The following is a 23,664-nucleotide window of genomic DNA, read 5'->3' on the forward strand; positions in this document are numbered from 1 at the left end:
CCTTTGCCACAGTATAGTGCAGAAACGCTGACCCTGCTGGGCCAGCGGCGTTTTTTCTACAGCTTAATCGGGAGTAGAATAGCGTCTTGAGGCTGCTATTCCTGCGGCAGCAGTACGACCATTTTCAGGATAATCGGCTCTTTTGGTACATCCGGCCAGCCCAGTTGCTCTGAGACGTCGGTTTCGATTTGTTGAATTTTTTCCAGCACGTCCATACCGGAAACCACCTGACCAAACACTGTATAGCCCCAGCGACTGCCAGGATCCAGGCTTGGGTTATCGTTCAGATTAAAATAGAACTGGCTATCAGCACTGTGCGGATCGCTTTGTCTGGCCATGGCAATGCTGCCCAGCTGATTTTTTAAGCCGTTGCCGGACTCATTAAAAACCGGCTTTAAGGTCTCGATTGCTTTGAAGTCCGGGTTATAGCCGCCGCCCTGCAGCACAAAACCTGGGATCAGGCGGTGGAACACCGTATTGTTGTAACTGTTCTTCTTCACATAGCTAAGAAAGTTATTAACCGTTAATGGCGCCCGGCTGCGGTCCAGCTCGACCACGATGTCGCCATGCGAGGTTATTAGCTGCACTTTAGGAAACAGATTATCCGGTTGCATAAACTGCCCGGCTGATAAGGCCGGGCTTAGCAGCAATAAGCAGCAAAGCAGAATACGCATCTGTGACCTCCGTTAATTCAGGGCATCTTTCCAGGCCGGGTCCTGCAGCAGCTGATTTAATACCTGCTCGGTAAGGACCCGTAATTCGCGCTCAACGGCAGCCAGGTCAACTTTTAACGGCGAGGTAAAGTTACTGTCACCGGCATAGGACTTGGTAAAGGACCCATTATCACTTTGGATAAAAACCGTCATTGTTACCTGGTTAGTGACCTGATGATCCAGCGGCCGTTGAATTACATTAGATTGCAATTGATTGATCTGGATTTTCATCTGTACCGGACTCTGGCTATTCAGCGTCGCACCTTTTTCCTGTAACGCAGCGGCTACCGTTTGTTCCAATTGGGCGCGCACATCATTGCTGGTGCGGTAGTGCTGTTCATTGCTGCCCTGGCGGATGGTCAGCGTCTGAGCTCTGGGGCGAAGATCGACCAGTGCAAAACTAAATACCTTGCCGTTTAGCTCCATTTGCTGCGGCCAGAAGATCTGGGGTGCCACAATAAAAGACGGCACCTGGGTGGCACAGCCAGCCAGCAGTATTGCCAGCGTCAGCCATAAATAGCGCATAGTTAACTCCTTTTGGTGGACTCTAGAATAATAAATTTCGGGTTAGCCGCTAATTGCCGGCAGTTACCAAAGCATTTTGCCAGTTGTTGACGGTAAGGCAAATGGCGGTTGGCGACAATTCTGATTTTACCACCGGGTTTTAATACCCGTTTGGCGTCGTAAAACATCTGACTGGCAATATGGGTGGTCACTGCAGCCTGCTGATGAAAGGGTGGATTACAGAGTACCCAGTCGGCACTGTTATCGGCTTGCTGGCTCAGACAATCATCGACCACAAAGCGGCAACGCGATAGCGCGGCAGGAAAATTTTCTGCCACACTGAGCCGGGCCGATTCGACGGCCATATAAGATTCGTCCGTCAGTAGCAGCTGACAGTCTGCTTGCTGCGCGAGGAGCTGCAGGCTTAACATGCCGTTACCACAGCCTAAATCAATGACCTGTTGTCCGGCTGTGACCGTGGGTAAATGTTGCAGAAAAAAGCGGGCGCCGATATCCGGTTTGTCGCGGGCGAACACATTGGCATGATTCACCAGCATAAAGCCGGTTTCAGGCAAGGGCCAGCGGCTTGGATAATCCGGGGCAGTATGTGGTAATCCCGGCTGCCATTGGCAATCCAGGTAACGGCACTTGCGCAGGGTTAGCGAGGCCTGAGTCGGACCGATATAGCGGGCAAAAATGGCCAATACGTTGCGGTGAATATCTTTGGCTTTGGCGGCAATCAGCAGCTGGGTATTGGCGCTGAGTACCTGACTCAGTGCTGACAGTTGCCAGGCCAGATAACTGTGATTAGCCGGTAGTTTTAGCAATACCAAATCGGGGGCAGCGGGCAAGCTATCCAGACTGGTCAATTCGGTAATGCCTTCCAGCGTCAGGCCATTTTGTTGCCGGTTATGGCGGCAGGCCTGCTGGGCGATATAGGAGTCTTGCACCAGATATTGCTGACTGTTGCCAAGCGCGCAGGACAGAGCACCAAAGCTATCATTTAAAATCAGGATCTTGGCGACTCTGCCACTGGCGGTGATAGCGCTTAACGCGGGTAGGGCGCGATCCAGTAACAGTTCATCAGCGGCATCCCAGGCCTGTAAACTGTGATTAGGCTGTTGTAGTGGCCAACGTGCCAGTTGCAACTGTAAGTCAGCGCGGGTAAACAGAGTATTCATAACAACCTATTCAGAACAGAGAGGGAGCTATTTTGACACGAGCCACCCCCAGCGACAACCGCAATCAGCAACGGCAATGCTTTAGTTTACCGCAGGCTGAACTGCAGCTTTGGCCGGCATTTTTGCCGGCCACGGCGGCAGATCAACTACAGCAAGTGTTAAGTCAGCAGTTAGCCTGGCAGCGTGCCAGCATCCGGCTTTATGGTAAGGCAGTGCCAATCCCAAGGCGGCAGGTGTGGATGGGGGAGCCCCACTGTCAATATCGTTACTCGGGCACCGACTTTTTACCAGAGCCCTGGCATCCGGCAGTCAAGTCGCTGGCGTTGCAGCTAAGTCAGGCCTTACAGCTGCCGTTTAATTGTGTGTTGTTAAATCAGTACGCCGATGGTCAGGATCATATGGGCTGGCATGCTGATAATGAGCCGGAACTGGGTGTTGCGCCGCAAATTGCTTCGGTCAGTCTGGGCTATCCGCGCCGCTTTGATTTAAAACATCGTGAGCTGGGCTGTCAGCTGCAGCTGATGCTGCCGCACGGCAGCTTGCTGTTGATGGCGGGCGAATGTCAGCAATACTGGCAGCATCGCTTACCGAAGCAGGCGGCGGCGAATACGGAGCGGATCAATCTGACCTTTCGATACATAGCGTCAAAATAATTATTTTTATAATGCCGTTATCAGCTTAGCCAAGATCCAGCTGCTGTAGCTTGATCGACTGGGGACAAAGCGGTCGGCTTTGACTAAAATTAAGTTCAGGACGCCAACAGGAGCTGGACAAGATGTTAATCCATACTGCAATAGAGCAAAAATTACTGGATGCTTTTAACCCTATTCATCTGGACGTAGTCAATGAGAGTGCCAACCATAATGTGCCGCCGGGTTCGGAATCGCATTTTAAGGTGGTGATTGTGACCCCGCAGTTTGAAGGCATGCGCTTATTACAGCGCCACCGTGCCGTAAATGCCATTGTCGCGGAAGAGCTGGCTGAGAAAATCCATGCCCTGGCTTTACATACTTACACGCCGTCGGAATGGTACGAATATTATGCGGAAAAGCCGCCGGTTTCGCCGAAGTGCTTTGGTGGCAGTAAAGCCGAAAAAGCGTCCTGAGCACGATTTTTGCTGATCCGACCTGTTTTTAGCGGTAAAGTTTTACACTAGCGACACTTTTCATAAAGACAACAACAGGATTGGCTATGGTTATTCAACCAAAGATTCGTGGTTTTATCTGTACTAACGCACACCCGGTTGGCTGTGCGGAGCATGTAAAAGAGCAAATTGCTTATGTTAAGCAGCAGGGGCCGGTAAGCGGTGGTCCAAAGAATGTGCTGGTGATCGGCGCCTCTACCGGTTATGGCCTGGCCTCACGCATTACTGCCGCCTTTGGTTCAGGTGCCGCGACCCTGGGTATTTTCTTTGAAAAAGAACCGACTGAGGGTAAAACCGGTTCTGCCGGTTGGTATAACACTGCCGCCTTTGAAGCTGCTGCCGATGCTGAAGGTTTATGGAACAAGCACTTAAACGGCGATGCCTTTACCGATGAGTTAAAAGCCAAAGCGATTGATTTGATCCGTCACGAAATGGGGAAAATTGATCTGGTGGTGTACAGTCTGGCCGCACCACGGCGTAAAGATCCGGTGAGCGGTGAGGTGTACAGCTCGGTACTCAAACCTATTGGTCAGGCCTATACCGCCAAGAATCTGAATACGTCGAAGCGTGAAATTGAAGAGGTGTCGGTAGAGCCGGCTAATGACGAAGAAATCTTTAATACCGTTAAGGTGATGGGTGGCGAAGATTGGGAGCGTTGGCTGGATCAACTGCATGCCGCCGGTGTGTTAGCAGACAACTGTCAGACGGTAGCTTATACCTATATTGGTAAGGAACTCACCTGGCCAATCTACGGCAAGGCGACAATCGGCAAGGCAAAAGAAGATCTGGATCGCGCTGCCGCTGCCATTACCGCTAAGCTCAGTGCGCAGCAGGGTAAAGCCTATGTTGCGTCATTAAAAGCCCTGGTGACTCAAGCCAGTTCGGCTATTCCAATTATGCCGCTGTATATCTCGCTGTTGTATCGAGTGATGAAAGCTGAGGGTACCCATGAAGGCTGTATTGAACAGATTAATGGTTTGTTCCGCCAGGGCTTATATGCGACAGCCCCGCAACTGGACGATGCCGGCCGGTTACGGATGGACGGCAAAGAACTAAGCGATCATGTGCAGCAGGCGGTGAAAGACTTATGGGGCCAGGTCACGACAGACACCATCGATAGTCTGACCGATTATGTCGGCTACCATAATGAGTTTTTACGTTTGTTCGGCTTTGGCTACCAGCATGTGGATTACGAGGCGGATGTGTCACCGCTGAGTCCATTACAGCATCTGGTCAATTAGTCGTATTGACAAAGCCGCAAAAACCGCCCGAGGGCGGTTTTTCTCTACCCCCGACAGGTGGTAATTGGCACAGAATTTTTGGTAATACCATGGATAGAAGACGGTATTAGTGCTAAAATTCGCGACTTTAATACGTGTATCTGGTTAACTTTTGTACAATTGCAGGTGGTGCAAAACGCAAACCAGGTGTGCTGCGCTGGCGCAGCTGAAAAACTAGGCCCTGTTTCTTCCCAAAATAGTAGTGCAAGTACGTATGATAAAACTCAAAAAAGGCTTGGACATTCCCCTTGCAGGCAGTCCTAAACAAGAGATCACTACGGGCAATGCCATTACTACTGTCGCCGTACTCGGCGAAGAGTATGTAGGTATGCGTCCGACCATGGCGGTCGAAGTGGGTGACAGCGTGAAAAAAGGTCAGGTGCTTTTCGAAGATAAGAAAAACCCTGGCGTGAAATTCACAGCTCCGGCAGCTGGTACGGTGAAGGAAATCAATCGTGGCGCCAAACGCGTACTGCAATCGGTAGTGATTGCGGTGTCAGGCGATGCGGCTGAGACTTTCACGCAGTATCCGGCCGAGCAACTGGCTACCCTGAGTGCAGAACAGGTAAAACAAAACCTGGTTGATTCGGGTTTATGGGTTGCCTTCCGTACCCGGCCCTTTTCCCAATCTCCGGCCATTGACAGTACGCCACGTGCTATCTTCGTCAATGCAATGGACACCAATCCGTTGGCCGCCGATCCTGCAGTGATAATCAATGCCGATGCCGAAGCCTTTAAGCAAGGTTTAACGGTGATCTCGCGCTTAACCGACGGTAAGACTTACCTGACTAAAAAAGCGGGTAGCAGTATCCCTAGCGTCAGCCAGGTTACTGTCGCTGAGTTTGACGGCCCACACCCGGCTGGTCTGGTTGGTACCCATATCCATTTCCTGGATGGTGCTGGCGCCAAGAAGGTTGTTTGGCACCTTGGCTATCAGGACGTTATTGCCATCGGTAAGCTGTTTACCACCGGTCAGCTGCACAGTGAGCGTGTGGTTGCTTTGGCTGGTCCTGTAGTGAAAAATCCACGTTTGGTGAAAACCGTACTGGGTGCGTCGACCGCTGAGCTGACAGCCGGTGAACTTGCTGACGGTCAAAATCGTATTATCTCTGGCTCAGTACTGGCTGGTACTACAGCGCACGGTGTGCACGGTTATTTAGGGCGCTTCCATACTCAGGTTTCAGTGTTGGCGGAAGGCTTTGAAAAACACTTCCTGGGCTGGATTGCACCTGGTGCCGAAAAGCACTCAGTAACCCGCGCTTATTTGGGCCATTTAAGCCCGAAAAAGCTGTTCAATCTGACGACCACGACTAACGGTTCGTCACGCGCCATGGTACCAATCGGTAACTACGAGCGGGTAATGCCGCTGGATATCCTGCCTACGCTGTTACTGCGTAACCTGATTGCCGGCGACACTGACGAGGCAGCAACTTTAGGTTGTCTGGAATTGGACGAGGAAGATTTGGCGCTGTGTACCTATGTGTGCCCAGGCAAATATGACTACGGCACCATTCTGCGCAACTGCTTGACGACCATCCAGAAGGAAGGCTAATCATGAGCTTAAAGCATTTTTTAGAGCGCATTGAGCCGCAATTTGAAAAAGGCGGCAAATACGAAAAGTGGTACGCCTTATACGAGGCTGTAGCGACAGTGCTGTATACGCCTGGCTACGTTACCAAAAACGGCACTCATGTGCGCGACAGTATCGATCTGAAGCGGATTATGATTTTCGTTTGGTTAGCCTTGTTCCCGGCACTGTTCTTCGGCATGTATAACATCGGCCATCAGGCAGCACTGGCGCTGGCGCAGGGTTTTGCGACGCCGGATACCTGGCAGGTAGCGATTTTCTCAGCCTTAGGCGGTGAATTAACTGCTGACTCCGGCTGGGGTAGCAAGATGTTCTACGGTGCCGTCTGGTTCTTACCTATTTACGCCGTAACTTTTATTGTCGGTGGTTTCTGGGAAGTTTTATTTGCCTCTGTCCGTAAGCATGAAGTGAACGAAGGTTTCTTTGTCAGTTCAATCCTGTTTGCGTTAATTCTGCCCGCCACTATTCCGTTGTGGCAGGTTGCGCTGGGTATCACCTTCGGTGTCGTTGTTGCCAAAGAAGTCTTTGGTGGTACAGGCCGTAACTTCCTGAACCCGGCACTGGCTGGTCGTGCTTTCCTGTTCTTTGCTTACCCGGCACAAATTTCCGGTGATGCGGTATGGACTGTTGCTGACGGTTATTCAGGCGCCACCTGGCTGAGTAAAGCGCAGATGGGCGAACTGGACTATGCTGCTAACACCCAACTGTGGTGGGATGCGTTCCTGGGCTTTATTCCGGGTTCAGTCGGTGAAACCTCTGTGTTAGCGCTGTTAATCGGTGGTCTGGCGCTGATTTACTTCCGCATTGCGTCCTGGCGTATTGTGCTGGGTGTGATGGTCGGTATGATCCTGACCAGCTACCTGTTTAATGCTATTGGTTCGAACACTAACCCGCTGTTTGCTATGCCGTGGCACTGGCATCTGGTGCTGGGTGGGTTTGCCATCGGTATGTTCTTTATGGCGACAGATCCGGTATCGGCATCTTTTACCAACCAGGGCAAGTGGGCCTACGGTATTCTGATCGGCTTTATGGTGGTGATGATCCGTGTGGTTAACCCGGCTTATCCAGAGGGCATGATGTTAGCGATCCTGTTTGCTAACCTGTTCGCTCCTTTATTCGATTTCTTCGTGGCGCAAGCCAATATCAAGCGGAGGCTGGCACGTAATGTCTAGTAATAACGACAGCATCAGCAAAACGCTGATCGTAGTAATTTCTTTATGTCTGGTCTGTGCCATCGTGGTGTCTACTGCGGCGGTACAATTACGACCAGCTCAGCAAGCGAATAAAAAGTTAGACTCGCAAATCAACATTTTGCGCAGCGTCGGTCTGGTTGAGGGCAGTGCGCCAGCCGCCCGGGTAGCAGAGCTGTTTAACCAGCATATCGAAACCCGTCTGGTGAACCTGAGCACGGGTGAAATTGATGCCAGCTGTGACCGCAGCTGTGCTGAAAATTTTGATTACCGTAAAGCGCTGAAAGATGGCCGGGCTCTGGCTCAGCCTGATGATGTTGCCTCTATCCGCCGCATCTCTGAATTTGCGCCTGTGTATCTGACGTATGATACTGAGCGTAATCTGAAAGCGATCGTGCTGCCGGTACATGGCTATGGCTTGTGGTCCACTATGCACGCCTTCCTGGCGCTGGAAGTGGATGGTAATACCATTATCGGTCTGAACTACTATGAGCAGGGTGAGACACCAGGCTTAGGCGGTGAGATCGAGAACCCACGCTGGAGAGCCCAGTTTGTCGGTAAGCAACTGACCAATGAGGCCGGTGAGCTGGCGTTATCTATCCTGAAGCCAGGTAATGCTGATCCGCAATCTGCGCATCAGGTTGATGGTTTATCAGGTGCAACGCTGACTGCCAATGGCGTGCAGAACACCTTTACTTTCTGGATCGGTGAGAATGGTTTTGGTCCATTCCTGGCTAAAGTACGTCAAGGAGCCTTAAGCAATGGCTAATGCAAAAGAAATCAAAACCGTACTGTTCGGGCCGGTTTTTGCCAATAACCCGATTGCGCTGCAGGTACTGGGTATTTGTTCTGCGCTGGCAGTAACAACTCAGATGTCCACTGCTTTGGTTATGTGTCTGGCACTGACCTTTGTAACGGCATTTTCTAACCTGTTTATTTCGACCATTCGCAACCATATTCCGTCCAGTGTGCGGATTATCGTACAGATGACGATTATTGCGTCGCTGGTAATCGTCGTTGACCAGTTCCTGAAAGCGTACGCTTACGATTTATCGAAGCAGCTGTCAGTGTTCGTTGGCCTGATCATCACTAACTGTATCGTAATGGGCCGTGCTGAAGCCTATGCGATGAAGAGTACTCCGGGGATGAGCTTCCTGGATGGTATCGGTAACGGTTTAGGCTACAGCGTGGTACTGCTGGTCGTCGCCTTTATCCGCGAACTGGGTGGTTCAGGTTCAGTGTTCGGCGTACAAATTATGCCACTGATCAGTGAAGGCGGCTGGTATCAGCCTATGGGTATCCTGTTGATGCCGCCAAGCGCCTTTATCATTATCGCCTGCTTTATCTGGGTATTGCGGACTTTCCGCCCAGAGCAGGTTGAGAAAAAGGCTTAAGGAGTAACGCATGGAACATTATATTAGCCTGTTTGTACGTGCCGTTTTTATTGAAAACCTGGCACTGGCCTTCTTCCTCGGTATGTGTACCTTCCTGGCGGTATCGCAGAAGATTAAAACTGCCTTTGGTTTAGGTGTTGCGGTTATCGTGGTACTGGGTATTTCTGTACCGGTGAACAATCTGGTGTACGCTAACTTGTTAGCACCGGGCGCTTTAGCCTGGGCCGGTTTCCCGGATGCAGATTTAAGCTTCCTCGGCTTCCTGACCTATATCGGCGTTATTGCGGCGCTGGTACAGATCCTGGAGATGGCGTTGGATAAGTATTTCCCGGCTCTGTACAACGCCCTGGGGATCTTCCTGCCGTTGATCACAGTAAACTGTGCGATCTTCGGTGCGGTAGCCTTTATGGTTGAGCGTGATTATACCTTTAGTGAAAGCGTAGTATTCGGTTTAGGTAGTGGTGTTGGCTGGGCGCTGGCGATTACCTTACTGGCTGCAGTACGTGAAAAACTGAAGTATGCCGATATTCCGGATGGCTTACGCGGTCTGGGCACTACCTTCCTGGTAGTAGGTTTAATGGGATTAGGCTTTATGTCCTTCTCCGGCGTTCAACTGTAAGCAGTAGAGGAATAGCACCATGCAAGAGATTTATCTTGGCGTTGGCATGTTCACTGTCGTGGTACTGGCGCTGGTATTTATTATCCTGGCCGCCAAGTCAAAGCTGGTTGCCAGCGGTGACATTACCATCAGTGTTAACGGTGATCCAAGCAAAGCCATTAAAACCAAAGCCGGCGGTAAACTGTTAAATGTTTTAGCAGACAACGGTATCTTTTTATCATCAGCCTGTGGTGGCGGTGGTTCTTGTGGTCAGTGCCGGGTGCACGTACACGCCGGTGGCGGTGAAATTCTGCCAACTGAGCTGGGTCACATCACTAAGGGTGAAGCCCGTGAAGGTTGCCGCTTATCCTGTCAGGTTAACGTTAAATCTGATATGGAGATCGAGGTAGAGCCGGAGATTTTCGGTATCAAGAAATGGGACTGTACTGTTATCTCTAACGATAACAAAGCGACCTTTATCAAAGAGCTGAAGCTGCAGATCCCGGATGGCGAGTCAGTGCCATTCCGTGCCGGTGGTTATATTCAGATCGAAGCACCACCCCACCATGTTAAGTACAAGGATTTCGATATCCCTGAACAATACCGTGGCGACTGGGAACGCTTTAAGTTCTTTACGCTGGAATCTAAAGTTGATGAGCCGACCATTCGTGCTTACTCAATGGCGAACTACCCGGAAGAAGAAGGCATCATCATGCTGAACGTGCGGATCGCAACACCGCCGCCAAATAACCTGTCATTACCTTGCGGTAAGATGTCGTCCTTTATCTGGTCATTAAAGGCCGGTGACAAGGTGACGATTTCCGGTCCATTTGGTGAGTTCTTTGCCAAGGATACCGATGCTGAGATGGTATTTATCGGTGGTGGTGCCGGTATGGCGCCAATGCGTTCACATATTTTCGACCAGTTACGCCGCTTAAAATCCAAGCGTAAGATCAGCTTCTGGTACGGTGCCCGTTCGAAGCGAGAAATGTTCTATGTTGAAGATTTCGATATGCTGGCAGCAGAGAATGAAAACTTTGTCTGGCACACGGCGTTATCAGATCCGCAGCCAGAGGACAACTGGACAGGTTATACCGGTTTTATTCATAACGTGATTTATGAAAACTACCTGAAAAACCATAAAGCACCGGAAGACTGTGAATTCTACATGTGTGGTCCGCCAATGATGAATAAGGCGGTAATCAACATGTTGAAAGACTTAGGTGTAGAAGACGACAACATTCTGTTAGACGACTTCGGTGGTTAATCAACCGCGAACACGGTAAAATAGGGGCGACTTAGTCGCCCCTTTTCTTTTACCGGAGTAGTAAATATGTGGTCTGTCTGTCGTTTGGTTCCGCTGTTGTTGCTGTTACTTGTGATGGGTTGTCAGCCCGCGCAGCAGGCGAAAGAGTATCAGCTACAAGGCAAGACCATGGGCACCTACTATGTGGTGAAGTTTTACAGTGAACAGCAACCGGATCTGACTGCACTGCAGCAAGAGCTGGATACCGAGCTGGAACTGATCAACGATCTGATGTCGACTTACCGGCCGGAGTCAGAGCTGATGCGCTTTAACCGCCAGCAAAGCACTGAACCGGTCACGCTAACGCCACAAACTGCGAAGGTGATTGCCGAAGCAATCCGCATTGGTCAGCAAAGTGGTGGCATTCTGGATGTGACTGTTGGCCCCTTGGTGGAATTGTGGGGCTTTGGTGCTCAGGGACGCATTACTCATGCCCCGGAGCAAGCCCAACTGGATGCCATTCGCGCTTATGTCGGAATAGATAAAATTGCGTTAGAGGGGCAGGTGCTGCGCAAATTGGAGCCGCGGGTGGCGATTGATTTATCGACTATTGCCAAGGGTTATGGTGTAGATCGCCTGGCTGAAATTCTGCTGGCACATGGTTATCAGAGCTTTATGGTCGATATCGGCGGTGATATGCGGGTAGGCACAGCCAAGCCAAGCGGCCCCTGGAAGATTGCTATTGAGCGTCCGGTCAGTAGCGAACGCTCAGTGCAGCGAATACTGGCATTACAGAGCATGGCACTGGCGACATCGGGTGATTATCGTAACTACTTTGAAGAAGACGGTATTCGCTATTCACATCTGATTGACCCGCGTAGCGGCAAGCCTATTCAGCATAAGACCGTATCCAGTACTGTACTGCATCCGGATGCGATTGTTGCTGATGCTTATGCCACCACCTTAAATGTGTTGCCTGCTGACGAGGCGATTGCCTTTGCCAATCAGCACCAGCTGGCAGCGATCCTGATTGTAAAAACCGAAACCGGTTTTGAAGAGCGCTATTCTGATGCGTTCACACCTTTTTTAAATTAATCCTGAGGTAGCGTATGACGATCTTTTTGCTGACATTTGGGCTGTTTTTAGTGGTTGTGGTAGCGATGGCGGTCGGCTATCTGTTGCAGCGCAAAACGCTGGCCGGCAGTTGTGGCGGTTTAGGTGAGCTGGGCATAGATAAAGCCTGTGATTGTGATAAGCCGTGCGAAAAGCGGCAAAAACGGCTGGAAAAAGAAAAATTCTGGCAGGATAACAAAATTATCTAACTTCCTTTCTTCTTACTGCGGGCCGCGGCCAAGCGCCCCGCCGGAACTGATATGTTCGAGCAACTGTTCAAAATATCCGCCCGCCATAGCTCGGTCCGCAAGGAGCTGCTGGCCGGTCTGACGACCTTTATGGCGATGTCTTATGTGCTGTTTGTCAATCCCAGCTTACTGGCGCAGGCCGGCATGGATCATGGTGCGGTCTTTGTCGCAACCTGTCTGGCCGCTGCACTGGGCTGTGTATTGATGGGGCTGTTGGCGAATCTGCCGATCGCCCTGGCACCGGGTATGGGGCTGAATGCCTTTTTTACTTATGTGATAGTGCTGGAGCAGGGCTATAGCTGGCAGACGGCGCTGGCTGCGGTATTTTTTTCCGGTTGTTTATTTTTACTGCTAAGCATTTTTAAGATCCGGGAATGGATTATTAACAGTATCCCCTTGCCGCTAAAGTTGGGGATTGCCGCCGGTATCGGCATGTTTCTGGCGTTGATCGCGCTGAAAACGGCCAATATTATCGTCGCCAGCCCGGCAACGCTGGTTACTCTTGGTGATTTGCATAGTCCACAGGTACTGTTAGCCATTGCCGGCTTTTTTCTGATCTTTGCGCTGGCGCATCGCGGTTGGCATAGCGCTGTCCTGGTCAGTATTTTGCTGGTAACGCTGGCCGCGTGGTGGTTAGGTGACACTGAGTTTAGCGGTATCGTTGCTATGCCACCCTCGCTGGCACCGACCTTTATGCAGCTGGATTTTACGGCTGCGCTGACACTGAGCATTATCCCGGTAGTACTGACCTTACTGTTTCTCGATTTATTTGATACCTCAGGTACGCTGGTAGCGGTAACCCAAAAAGCGGGCTTGTTACAAGCAGATGGCAAGGTACCGGACTTAAGCCGTGCGCTCGTGGCCGATAGCAGCGCCAGTATGGTTGGCGCCCTGTTGGGAACTTCGACTACCACCAGCTATGTCGAAAGCACCAGTGGTGTGGCGGCAGGTGGGCGCACCGGCCTGACCGCTATTGTAACAGGCCTGCTGTTTTTATTGGCCTTGTGGTTTTCACCACTGGCTGCCATGGTACCGGGCTATGCTACCGCAGGAGCCTTGCTGTATGTAGCGACTTTGATGCTGACCAGCTTACAGCATGTTGAATGGGATGATATGTTGCAGGCGGTACCGGTCGCGGTAGTGCTGATTATGATGCCGCTCACCTTTTCAATTGCCGATGGTATTGGTATGGGTTTTATCAGCTACGCCGTACTTTGTCTGCTCACCGGTAAAGTGGAACGAACTACCCTGAGTGTCTGGCTGTTGGCGCTGATTTTTATGGCGAAATTTATTTTCGCCTGACTTGTTCTGCTGCCTGATGCTCGTTATGCTGTGTCCAGGGTAGTTTAGCAAAGGAAGGTACAGACCAGATGAAGCTCAGAGCCACGCTGCTGGTCTATATTATTCCTTTATTGGTGCTGCCGGTGCTGGCATTGGGCTACCTGGCTTATCATTTTAGCGGCCAGTATCAGCAACAACAGTATTACAATCAGGTCGCGTTAAAGCTGCAACAACAACAACAAGAGTTAAATGAGTTTTTGTTGTTTCATCAGATCCGGCTTTCGGTATTGGCTACGGCCCGTACCTTAGTACAGCATATCCAACAACCGCTACCCGAGAGTCGGGAGTTAACCCGCCAGTTATTTCAAAAGTTCGTTGAGCAGGACGCCAATATTCACGCTATCAAGCTGTTACGCCTGAATGGTGATGAAGATACGCTTTATCCTACTGCCAGCACTGAGCAAACCGTCCCCGAGCGCTTTAGAAATGAGTATTTTTCTGCCATTCAGGGCATGATAGATGAGCAGGGTATCTTTATTGCACCAGATGGCGCAGAGCGGCAACTGAAGTTATTTTTTGCCCGTAAGCTTTATCTGCCGGACAGCGCCGGCAACCGTCAGCTGTGGGGCTATTTGCTGATCGTTACTGAGCCGGCGGCGTTTGCCAGAGTAGTGCAGGACCCGGTAACGCCACAAAGTGTAACCTTAATTATCAACCGCACGGCAACCATTGCCTACGCCGCAAATGAGGCCCTGATTGGCAGCGCCTTTACCCCCAGCCATTATCGGGCCTTGCAGCAAAGTATCGACCAGACCCGGTTCAGTCAGGGTTTATTACTCGGCCAACCCAAGCTATTGGTAGGCCGTAATCTGGCCGGTCCCTATCAGCTGTTATATGGCATTGATGCCGCTGAGCTGTACCAGGATGCCCCCAACTGGCCGCTATGGATTGCCATCTTTACCCTTACCTTGGCGTTGTTGGCCCCTTTGTTGATTTATCGGTTATTGATCCGGCAGGTGTTTGAGCCTGTTCGGCAACTCACTTTAGCCAAAACTGCGGTGGGTAAGGGGGATCTGTCTTTTGTGCTGGAGCCGCGGCGGCCGGATGAACTCGGTGATATGTTTGCTGCTTTTAATGTGATGGTCCGGCAATTGCGTGTCTATCGGGAGCGGGAGCTGGCGTATAAGCAGCAACTGGAAGAGAAGGTACTACAACGCACTCAGGCGCTCGCCCGGGCTAATGATGATCTGGCCGCCGCCAATCAGGAGTTGATCGTAGCGCGGGAGCTGGCTGAGCAAGCCAACCGGTTAAAAAGTGTATTTTTAGCTAATATGAGCCATGAAATCCGCACGCCGCTGACGGCAGTGATCGGCTTTAGCCAGCAGGCCTTGCAGGAGCAGGACGCCTCGCGTCGCTCTGACTATCTTAGCCGGGTACTGCGCAGCAGTGGGCATTTACTGCAGCTGATTAATGATATTCTGGATCTGTCGAAAATCGAAGCGGAGAAACTGGAGTTACAGCCAGAGCATTTTAACTATCTGGCGATGCTGGATGAAATTTATCAGCAGACCCGGGAACAAGCGACGCAGAAAGGTTTGGCCTGCCAGCTGGAACTGCATTTCCCGCTGCCTGCTGAGCTCTTTAACGACAGTTTACGAGTGCGCCAGGTATTGCTGAATCTGACCAGTAATGCGGTTAAATTTACCCGTAAAGGTAAAATTGTGATTAGTGTCAGTTATCAGCCGCTGCGTGCGCTATTATCAATTAAGATTAAAGATACCGGCATTGGCATGACGGCTGAAGAAGTCTCCCGCTTGTTTCAACCTTTCGTTCAGGCCGATGCGACTGTTACCCGGCACTTTGGCGGTACTGGTCTTGGCCTGTGTATTTCGAAGAAGCTGATGGAACAAATGGATGGCGATATCCAGGTACAAAGTGTCAAAGGTGTGGGGAGTAGCTTCGAAGTACAGTTCCGGCTGGCGCCCAATCCAAGATTGGTCGACAGTTATCAAAGCTGCACTGCGGCGGCGGAACCAAGCCAGCCATTAACCCTGCCAGCTTCGTTACGGGTATTGGTTGCGGAAGATAATCCAGACAACCAACTACTGCTGGAACTGATGCTACAACAGCTTGGGCTGGAACATGTTATGGTGGAGAATGGTCATCAGGCGGTGGAGCGGGTGCTGGTCGAGTCCTTTGATTTGATTTTTATGGATATGCAAATGCCGGTGATGGGCGGCGAGGAGGCAACCCGGTTAATTCGTCTGGCCGGGATCCAAACACCTATTGTCGCCGTTACTGCTAATGTGATGACTGAAGACGCAGAGCGTTATCGCCAGGCAGGTTGTCAGGACATTCTGGCCAAGCCGGTGGTACCACAGCAATTCCAGCAGATGATTCAGCGTTATGCCCGACAAAATGTCGGTAAAGCGTCAGCGCTGGAGCAGCAACTGGCGGCTGATCCGGCGATGCAGCTGTTACTGCAACAATTCCGGCAGCAATTACCGGCACTGTTAGCAGAATTGCAGCAATTGGCCGCTGCGGCTGACTGGTCAGCGCTTGGCTTTGCGGCGCACAGTTTAAAAGGCAGTGCTGGCAGTATGGGTTATCCGGAACTGACCAGATTAGCGGGCTTGCTGGAGAAGGCGGCAAGTCAGGCAGCGAAAGATGAGATATTCAGGTTGTTGCAACAAATGGACGGTGAGTTAGCACCGCTGGCAGAAGCAGGGTCAACAGGGGAATTATCACAGCAATGAGCGCACAACAAGCATTACTGACCATTCTGGATGAAAAGATTAAAACTGATCGCTTACTGCTACCGACCCTGCCGGAGATCGCGCTGCGGGTTCGACAGTATGCCGATGATCCTGAGGTGACCCTGGCGCAAATGGCTGAGATTATTGCGCAGGATCCGGCGCTGGCTGCCCGCCTGATGAAACTGGCGAACAGTGCCTTTCTGGGACGGGCCATCAAATGCAATACGCTGCAACAGGCCGTGACCCGGATCGGTTTAAGTCAGATTAAGCATGTGGCGACAGCCTTAGCGCTGGAGCAGCTGTTTGTGTCTAAATATAAACTGGTGCAGCAACAATTGGATAAACTGTGGGCTGATAATGTACAGGTTGCGACTATCGCTGTGACCTGTTTGAAACTGCACCAGCAACATAACCGTGCTTGCACCCTCAGTAGCGATGTGATGACGCTCTGCGCTCTGGTGCATAATATCGGTGCACTGGCGGTGATTGCCGAGGCTGAGCGTCATCCGGAGGTGTTTGGGCACCCGGTGTTTTTACATAATCTGGTTGAGAAAGTCAGCCCCTATATCAGCGTGAAAATACTGCAGGCTTGGGATTTTGGCGCGGAGTTTCAGAGCGCGGCCAAAAACTGGCGCCTCTGTCAGGGGGGAGTACCACCGGATTATACGGATTTTATCCGGCTGGCAGCCATCTCCCGAGGCTACTATAAGTCGGCAGAAGCTGAAATCAAGTTACTGCAATATTATTTGCAGCAGCAACTGATCACTGTACCCGAATTTAACAAGCAACCGGTATTTACTGAACTTTATAATGATATTCGTTGCTTGTTTAGCTAGAACATCAGGGGCTGCCTAACCGCTAAGGTATGGCAGCCTCTGACAGCTTTAATGACTGCCGCTTACCTGAGCGCTGATTGCCTGTAACGCCTGATCCAGACTATCGGCCATCAGGATCAGATCCGCATCCAGGCGGCTAATTAAATCATCCCAGCCAAGTTCCTCGTTTTGTTCAAACAGGGCGTCCGGATATTGGATCTGCTTAATACCGCCATCATCAGCGACGGTTAAAGCTAAGCCCTGCTCTTGTTGCAGACTGAGCCGGGTAACCAGTTTATCCTGCAAATGGGTCTGCACCTCGTCAGCAGTGAGTAAGTGGTTACTGAATTTAACCTTGGCACCTTCTTCATCCGGCGCTTTCAGCTCAACTGCGGCGCCCAGCTGAAATTGCGCTGGCAAGGACTGCTGTTGCAGCCAAAGTTGCAGTTGTTGATTCAATTTATGACTATCCAGCCAGGGCAGGGCAGGCAATGAGCCTAACGCCTTACGCAGCAGAGCCAGGATATCCTCGGCTTTACTGGCACTACCGGTGTTTAATACCAACCATTGCCGTTCTGCATCGTAATAGCCCTGAGTCAGGCTGGAGCGGCTGAAGGCTCTGGGCAATAACGTCTGGATCAGATCTTCTTTTAGTGCCTGCTTCTCTTTGCGACTCAGCGGCCGACCGGCCTCTGTGGCTGCCGCGTCCAGTTTCGGCGCCAGTTCTTCATTAATCACTGCTGCCGGCAACACCTTTTCCTGACGTTTGATCGCGAAATACCAGCGCTGATTTTGCTGATGGCTGTAGTGTTTGATCGAGGGATGCAGCGGGAAGCTAAAACCGCTGCGTACCGCTTCCTGGCCACTACAGGGGGTAAATTTGTATTCCGCCAGCGCCTGTTCCAGCGCGGCGGCGTCAATTGTTAAAGGCGCACTTAACCGGTACACCCGCACATTTTTAAACCACATAACAACTTAACTTCCGTTTCATTAAAGACGCTGCAGTATAACCTGCCTTAGCGAGGCAATCTTGGTTTTTTCGGGAAGTTGATATGATAATGCAAGCCCTTGCCCGGACTGCTGCTGGCCTCAATACTGCCGCCCAGCGTCTGCCGTACCAGGTTGTAAGCGATATGAGTGCCAAGGCCACTGCCGCCTTGATCGCGTTTGGTGGTAAAGAAAGGATGGAATAGTTTCTCCAGCTGCGCTTCTGACAAACCGATACCGTTATCACTGTAATGGATATCAATATTATCGGCGTCGTCCGTAACGGTGATCCGGATCAATCCTTGCTCAATCCCCTCAAAACCGTGAATTAACGAGTTCATCAGGAAATTGGTAAAGATTTGTGAGATAGCGCCTGCCGGACAATCCAGAATAATATTCTCGGCACAGTTAACTTCGAGCTGGTGTTTGGTTTTTTTGAAGTGTGGCTGCAGCGAGCGAATAATTTCGTGAATATAGTGGCACAGATTTATGGTACGGATCGCTTCACTCGCTTGGTCGACCGCAATTTGCTTAAAGCTGGCAATCAGCTCCGACGCCCGGCTCAGATTGGATTGCAGCAAGTCGGTACTTTGGCCGGCTTCAGATAGAAAATCTTCCAGCATTTTCGGGGTAAGGGTTTTTTCACGAAAGGCCTGTTCCAGTTGACGCAAGCGCTCTGCCAGAAAACTGGTGGCCGTTACGCCAATACCGACCGGAGTATTCACCTCGTGGGTTATGCCGGCGACCAAACCACCTAACGCGGCCATTTTTTCTGATTGTACCAACCGGTCCTGCGCCTGATTCAGGTTATCAATGGTGTCCTGCAGTTCCCGTTGCTTTTGCCGCAGGTCGAGTTCGGTCTGGCGACGCTGCTCGATTTCCTCGCGCAGCGCCTGCTTCTTCTGCAGCAATTCCTGTTTCTGTTGCTGAAGATCCATCATGGCCTGACTTAAACCTGAGGTTTTACGGGCAACTTCCTGCTCCAGCAGTAAATTTTGCTGGTCCAGTTTGTTGTTGGATAACATCAGTTGCTGCTGCGTTTGCTTTAACTGCTGCTGATTATCCTGCAACCGGTCGATTAACTTATTGTAGGCATTCGCCATTACTGTCAGTTCGGCACCTTCATCTGGCGTAATACGTACTTTAGAGCCGTCCAGCTGGTCCAAATCCAGACTTTCAATCTGCTGGCTCAGATCTGCCAGCGGCTCGGTCAGATAACGCCGGAAAGCCATTAAAAACAAAATAATTAAAAAGGTGGTTTTTAGCATCGCATTACCAATCAGGAAATAGATGCCCATTTCAATCCGTTCAATGACTACTTTGCGGCTGGAGAACAGGGTAACATCACCGACCTGGCTGGTACGGCCGGAAAATTCGAAGATCAATGGGAAGGTATAACCAAAGATGCCGCTTTGCTGGTCGCTCAGACTGAGTTCCTGCTGTACCAGTTGGTTGCTAAAGCGTTGCTGGATGTCGATATAGCGGCCGGACTGGGTAATAACAGTACCATTATCATCCCGGACAATGACCCCTTCAATGGCCGGTACCGCCAGCAGACCATCAGCGATATTCAGCGTTTGTGGGGTATTAAGCTCCCAGATAGCCCGGGTAAGACTACCGGCGAAGGTTTGCTGTAAGGTCGTCAGTTCGTTACGGATAAAGCTTTTGGCGTTGTAGTACTCGGCCACGATCTGACCCAGGGTGACAATCAGCGTCAAGATAAAATAAACCGATAAAACCTTGGTCAGCAGCTTTTTAGACAGGCTGGTTTGCGGCATGGAGTCACCCTGATTGGCATTCGGAGCAAAAAGCGATTCACTCCTGCTACCATAGCGAATATAGTTGTTATTTAAAATAATTATTTCACAAAATAGAAGAGTTTTGGCAATAGACTTTCGCCTCAGGAGTGATAACGGCATGAATCTTAATCTGCAACGACTGATTAATCAGTTACCTGGTGCTGTACTGGTGCTGAATAGCCGTTATCAGCTGAGCTATGTTAACGCCTTTTTATGCCAACAGTTGGAGTTATCCGAAGCTCAGATCCTGGGGCAGGATTTTTTCAGCCTGTTCCCGGAAGTACCTAAGAGCTGGTTCTGCCGTAAAATGGCTGAGGTGTTGCAGCAGCAACAAACTCAGCAGCTGAGCTGGCAACAACGTTTGTATTTGCTCAAGCTGCCGCGCCAGGCAAAGGCTGAACAAAGTGAGTTCCAGATGGCGCAGAATGTCAGCTTTATCCCGCTGAGTAATCCGCAGGAGGAGGCACAACTGGCACTGTGGCTGGAAGATGCCAGCGAAGCCGCCCGCTACCACGCTGAGGTGTTATTTAAAACGCAACAACTGAAACAGCTGGATCGTTTCGATACGCTTACGGCCTTACCAAACTGGCAATATCTGCAACAGCAATTGCAACTGGAACTGACCCGGGCTGAGCGCTACCAGCGACCTTTAGCGTTACTGCGTTTCGAATTGGATCGTTTCAAGCTGCTCAATGATCAATACGGCCATCAACACGGCGACCAGATGTTGCAGGGGTTGGCCCGCCAGTTTAGCGCCTTGTTGCGCGATAATGATTTGTTGGCGCGCTTGGCCGGAGCAGAGTTTGCCGTGATCTTGCCCGATACTGAGCTGGCTGGGGCTATTGAGGTTGCCCAGCGGTTGCGTCAGCAAATGGAGCAATTCTGTGCTGTGCAAAGTGCGGCCGTAAAGTTGACGATTAGCTGCGGTATCAGCACTGGCGCAGCAGGCTGCAGTGTGGAAACTATGCTGCAACAAGCGGATCAGGCCTTGTATCAGGCCAAGCGGGCCGGGCGTAACCAGATCAGTATCTGGAGCGAGGCTGCGCTGGCTTAGCGTCGTGGCTGCCCACCCACAATAACAACTTAGAAAAGGTTTGACAGACGTCTAAAAGTCTGTGCATAGTGTAGTCTATGAATATAAAAGCAGCAGTACTCACCACCATTATTACCACCACCAACCCCGCGGGGTAGGAGGTCGGCGGTGTGCTGTCTGTAAAAAGGCCCGTGACCTCAAAGGTTCCGGGCCTTTTTTTTGGCCACTTGGCCCAGGTTAACCGGCGTTGATCACGCAACATAGCGTGACAGCCGGTTGACTAACAAAGGTCTGCGATAACAAAACGACTAAAGACTTGGATGCGCGAGGAGAAATTATGAGGGTGCTAAAATTTGGCGGGTCATCGCTGGCGTCGGTGGCCAGATTTTCTGAAGTGGCGCAAATTGTGTTGCAGCAGGCAACAACAGAACAAGTCTGTCTGGTGTTATCGGCCCCGCAGGGGGTAACCAATACGCTGGTCGAATTAACCGATCTGGCGTATCTGGGAGCAGACTTTCAGTCACCGCTAAGCCAGCTTGAGCAGCGTTATCAGCAGCTGTTAGCCGCGGTACCAGGCGTCAGTGAGGCACGCCGGCAGCAGGTGCAGGCGCTGATCAATAGCCAGATCCAGCAGCTAGGCTGGCAGTTACAGGGCATGAGTTTATTAAAGTTTTGCCCGGATCATATTAAAGCGCAGATTCTGGGCCTGGGGGAGCAGTTCAGCGTGGCACTGATGACGGCCTTGTTAGAGGGGCAAGGTGCGGATGTGCAAGCGCTGGACTCGGTAAAGCTGGTGAAAAGTCAGGGTGATTTTTTAAATGCCACTGCCGATGTGGCGGCGACAGCAACCGTGATTGATGCCGCTATGGCGGCGACAACTGCCAGCATCTATGTGATGGCAGGCTTTGTTTCCAGTAACGCCCAGGGCGAGACGGCCTTATTGGGACGCAATGGTTCGGATTATTCCGCCGCCGTCATTGCTGCGGCGATCAAAGCCAGTGCCTGTGAGATCTGGACCGATGTCGATGGCGTCTACAGTGCCGATCCACGGCAGGTGAAACAAACCCGCTTAATCGATCGTCTGTCTTACGATGAGGCGATGGAGTTATCTTATTTCGGTGCTAAGGTGCTGCATCCGAAAACAATCGGCCCGCTGGCGCGGGTGCAAATTCCCTGTTATATCAAAAATACCCTTAACCCCAGTGCGCCGGGCACCTGTATCGATGTGGAAGGCGATGGTGAAGCGCTGGTGAAGGGCATTTCCAGCCTCGAGCATCTGGCGCTGATTACGGTATCTGGCCCGGGTTTAAAGGGCGTGGTGGGCATGGCCAGCCGGGTCTTTGCTGCCATGGCGCGCGCACAGATTTCAGTAAGCTTAATTACCCAGTCCTCGTCGGAATTTAGCATCAGCTTCTGTGTGCCGCAGCTGCATCTGGTGGCGGCGAAAAAGGCGCTGGAAGCCGAGTTCGAATTAGAATTGCAAAACAAACTGCTACGGCCATTAGCCATCCAATCTGATATGGCGATTGTCAGCCTGGTCGGCGATGGCATGCGGCAGCACAGAGGTGTGGCTGCGAAGTTCTTCGCTTCGCTGGCGCAGGCGCGGGTGAACGTAGTAGCCATTGCGCAGGATAGCAGTGAGCGCTCGATCTCTGCGGTAGTCGAGCAGCGCAGCTGTCAGAATGCAGTTAAGGTCTGCCATGAGAACTTCTTCAGCCATATCCCCAGCATTGATGTGTTTCTGGTCGGTTGCGGGGTGGTCGGCAGTGAATTACTGGCCCAGATCGAACGGCAACAAGCCTTTTTACAGCAGCGCCAGGTTAAGCTTACCGTGTACGGTATCGCCAATAGTAAGCAGCTGTTATTGGCGAAAGACGGTGTGGATCTGAAAAACTGGCAGCCGGCATTGGCAGAGGCCAATGCACATTTTTCGCTGGCGGAGTTAAACCGCTTTGTCCAGGAACAGCATTTAACCAATCCGGTACTGGTCGATTGCACCAGTGCCCAGGCAGTCGCGGACCAGTATGCAGATTATCTGGCCGCCGGCTTCCATGTCGTTACGCCAAACAAAAAAGCCAATACCAGCAGCCTGGAGTATTACCATCGCTTGCGTGCTGTTGCCCAGCAGCAACGGCGGCGCTTTTTGTATGAAACCACGGTCGGTGCCGGTTTACCGGTAATCGATACCCTGCAAGGGCTGCTAAATGCCGGCGATCAGTTGCTGGCCTTTGAAGGCATTTTATCCGGCTCCTTGTCCTATATCTTTGGCGAGTTGGAAGCCGGGGTGCCGCTATCGGTGGTGACCGCCAAAGCCCGTGCGATGGGCTTTACAGAGCCGGATCCGCGCGATGACTTATCCGGTATGGATGTGGCACGTAAGCTACTGATTATGGCGCGCGAAGCTGGTTTAATGCTGGATCTGAGCGAGGTCGAAGTGGACTCGGTGTTGCCGGCCGGTTTTGCTGAGGGCGCTAACGTCGAAGACTTTATGGCGCAGCTGCCGCAGTTAGACCAGGCCTTTGCTGAGCGGCTGGCTGCTGCCAAAGCTGAGGGTAAGGTGTTGCGTTATATCGGCGAGATCCGCGATGGCAAATGTAAGGTCGCGATTAAAGCGCTGGCGGCTGATCATCCGCTGGCCAAAGTAAAAGACGGCGAAAATGCGCTGTCGATCCTAAGCCGCTATTATCAGCCGATCCCCTTTGTGCTGCGTGGTTATGGTGCCGGTGCCGCTGTGACCTCTGCCGGGGTCTTTAGCGATATTTTGCGCACCCTGAGCTGGCAGCAGCAGGTATAG

21 protein-coding genes are annotated in these 23,664 nt (G+C 51.4%); 16 read left to right on the forward strand and 5 right to left on the reverse strand.

What is annotated here, in order from left to right; translation table 11 throughout:
- Positions 1-95 precede the first annotated feature (95 nt).
- Genes AEST_RS03770 through AEST_RS03780 form a run of 3 tightly spaced genes read right to left on the reverse strand, consistent with a single transcriptional unit; the run spans position 96 to position 2,398 of the window.
- Positions 96-674 carry a peptidylprolyl isomerase gene (locus AEST_RS03770; RefSeq protein ID WP_008607182.1) on the reverse strand — a complete coding sequence of 193 codons (579 nt, stop codon included), beginning with the start codon at positions 672-674 and terminating at the stop codon, positions 96-98.
- Between the two features lie 12 nt (positions 675-686).
- On the reverse strand, positions 687-1,238 hold the full coding sequence (locus tag AEST_RS03775) for a YajG family lipoprotein (RefSeq protein ID WP_008607184.1): 552 nt from the start codon (positions 1,236-1,238) through the stop codon (positions 687-689).
- Positions 1,239-1,240: 2 nt separating this feature from the next.
- Positions 1,241-2,398 carry a methyltransferase gene (locus AEST_RS03780; protein WP_008607185.1) on the reverse strand — a complete coding sequence of 386 codons (1,158 nt, stop codon included), beginning with the start codon at positions 2,396-2,398 and terminating at the stop codon, positions 1,241-1,243.
- Positions 2,399-2,430: 32 nt separating this feature from the next.
- Here AEST_RS03780 and AEST_RS03785 point away from each other — a divergent pair, with 32 nt between their 5' ends.
- The 14 genes from AEST_RS03785 (at position 2,431) to AEST_RS03850 (ending at position 17,072) form a co-directional block, all read left to right on the forward strand.
- Positions 2,431-3,051, forward strand: coding sequence for an alpha-ketoglutarate-dependent dioxygenase AlkB family protein (locus AEST_RS03785; protein ID WP_008607186.1), 621 nt, complete (start codon positions 2,431-2,433; stop codon positions 3,049-3,051).
- 122 nt (positions 3,052-3,173) lie between these two features.
- A complete protein-coding gene (locus AEST_RS03790; RefSeq protein WP_008607189.1) occupies positions 3,174-3,503 on the forward strand; it encodes a BolA family protein in 330 nt (109 codons plus the stop codon).
- Between the two features lie 86 nt (positions 3,504-3,589).
- Positions 3,590-4,783, forward strand: coding sequence for an enoyl-ACP reductase FabV (gene fabV / locus AEST_RS03795; RefSeq protein ID WP_008607190.1), 1,194 nt, complete (start codon positions 3,590-3,592; stop codon positions 4,781-4,783).
- A 253-nt stretch (positions 4,784-5,036) separates the two neighbouring features.
- The gene (locus tag AEST_RS03800) at positions 5,037-6,374 is read left to right on the forward strand and encodes a Na(+)-translocating NADH-quinone reductase subunit A (protein WP_039925024.1); all 1,338 of its coding nucleotides are present in this window, start codon (positions 5,037-5,039) and stop codon (positions 6,372-6,374) included.
- Between the two features lie 2 nt (positions 6,375-6,376).
- Complete coding sequence (locus tag AEST_RS03805; protein WP_008607193.1) at positions 6,377-7,582, forward strand: NADH:ubiquinone reductase (Na(+)-transporting) subunit B; 1,206 nt, start codon at positions 6,377-6,379, stop codon at positions 7,580-7,582.
- Entirely contained in the window at positions 7,575-8,369 is a 795-nt protein-coding gene (locus AEST_RS03810) for a Na(+)-translocating NADH-quinone reductase subunit C (protein ID WP_008607197.1), read from the forward strand. Before AEST_RS03805 ends, AEST_RS03810 begins: the two co-directional genes overlap by 8 nt.
- Positions 8,362-8,994: an NADH:ubiquinone reductase (Na(+)-transporting) subunit D gene (locus tag AEST_RS03815; RefSeq protein WP_008607199.1), complete on the forward strand. Its 633-nt coding sequence runs from the start codon at positions 8,362-8,364 to the stop codon at positions 8,992-8,994. The genes AEST_RS03810 and AEST_RS03815 overlap by 8 nt, the downstream gene beginning before the upstream one ends.
- A gap of 10 nt (positions 8,995-9,004) precedes the next feature.
- Positions 9,005-9,613, forward strand: a complete 609-nt coding sequence (gene nqrE / locus AEST_RS03820; protein WP_008607200.1) for an NADH:ubiquinone reductase (Na(+)-transporting) subunit E — start codon at positions 9,005-9,007, stop codon at positions 9,611-9,613.
- A 19-nt stretch (positions 9,614-9,632) separates the two neighbouring features.
- Positions 9,633-10,859, forward strand: coding sequence for an NADH:ubiquinone reductase (Na(+)-transporting) subunit F (nqrF, locus tag AEST_RS03825; protein WP_008607202.1), 1,227 nt, complete (start codon positions 9,633-9,635; stop codon positions 10,857-10,859).
- Positions 10,860-10,925: 66 nt separating this feature from the next.
- Positions 10,926-11,933 (forward strand): FAD:protein FMN transferase, encoded by a 1,008-nt coding sequence (locus AEST_RS03830; protein WP_008607203.1) that lies wholly within the window; start codon positions 10,926-10,928, stop codon positions 11,931-11,933.
- Positions 11,934-11,947: 14 nt separating this feature from the next.
- Positions 11,948-12,160 carry a (Na+)-NQR maturation NqrM gene (nqrM, locus tag AEST_RS03835; protein WP_008607204.1) on the forward strand — a complete coding sequence of 71 codons (213 nt, stop codon included), beginning with the start codon at positions 11,948-11,950 and terminating at the stop codon, positions 12,158-12,160.
- 51 nt (positions 12,161-12,211) lie between these two features.
- Positions 12,212-13,501, forward strand: coding sequence for an NCS2 family permease (locus tag AEST_RS03840; RefSeq protein WP_008607205.1), 1,290 nt, complete (start codon positions 12,212-12,214; stop codon positions 13,499-13,501).
- Between the two features lie 68 nt (positions 13,502-13,569).
- On the forward strand, positions 13,570-16,236 hold the full coding sequence (locus tag AEST_RS03845; protein ID WP_008607206.1) for an ATP-binding protein: 2,667 nt from the start codon (positions 13,570-13,572) through the stop codon (positions 16,234-16,236).
- Positions 16,233-17,072, forward strand: coding sequence for an HDOD domain-containing protein (locus AEST_RS03850; RefSeq protein WP_008607207.1), 840 nt, complete (start codon positions 16,233-16,235; stop codon positions 17,070-17,072). Before AEST_RS03845 ends, AEST_RS03850 begins: the two co-directional genes overlap by 4 nt.
- Before the next feature lie 48 nt (positions 17,073-17,120).
- On the opposite strand, the gene AEST_RS03855 is transcribed toward AEST_RS03850, so the two are convergent.
- Positions 17,121-18,020 carry a recombination-associated protein RdgC gene (locus AEST_RS03855; protein WP_008607208.1) on the reverse strand — a complete coding sequence of 300 codons (900 nt, stop codon included), beginning with the start codon at positions 18,018-18,020 and terminating at the stop codon, positions 17,121-17,123.
- 47 nt (positions 18,021-18,067) lie between these two features.
- Entirely contained in the window at positions 18,068-19,816 is a 1,749-nt protein-coding gene (locus AEST_RS03860) for a sensor histidine kinase (RefSeq protein WP_008607209.1), read from the reverse strand.
- Between the two features lie 139 nt (positions 19,817-19,955).
- Between AEST_RS03860 and AEST_RS03865 the strand changes: the two genes are divergently transcribed.
- Both AEST_RS03865 and thrA read left to right on the forward strand, forming a co-directional pair.
- Positions 19,956-20,891, forward strand: coding sequence for a sensor domain-containing diguanylate cyclase (locus tag AEST_RS03865; RefSeq protein ID WP_008607210.1), 936 nt, complete (start codon positions 19,956-19,958; stop codon positions 20,889-20,891).
- Between the two features lie 316 nt (positions 20,892-21,207).
- Positions 21,208-23,664: a bifunctional aspartate kinase/homoserine dehydrogenase I gene (gene thrA, locus AEST_RS03870; protein WP_008607211.1), complete on the forward strand. Its 2,457-nt coding sequence runs from the start codon at positions 21,208-21,210 to the stop codon at positions 23,662-23,664.

The organism is Alishewanella aestuarii B11 (assembly GCF_000280055.1).
GTDB lineage: Bacteria > Pseudomonadota > Gammaproteobacteria > Enterobacterales > Alteromonadaceae > Alishewanella > Alishewanella aestuarii.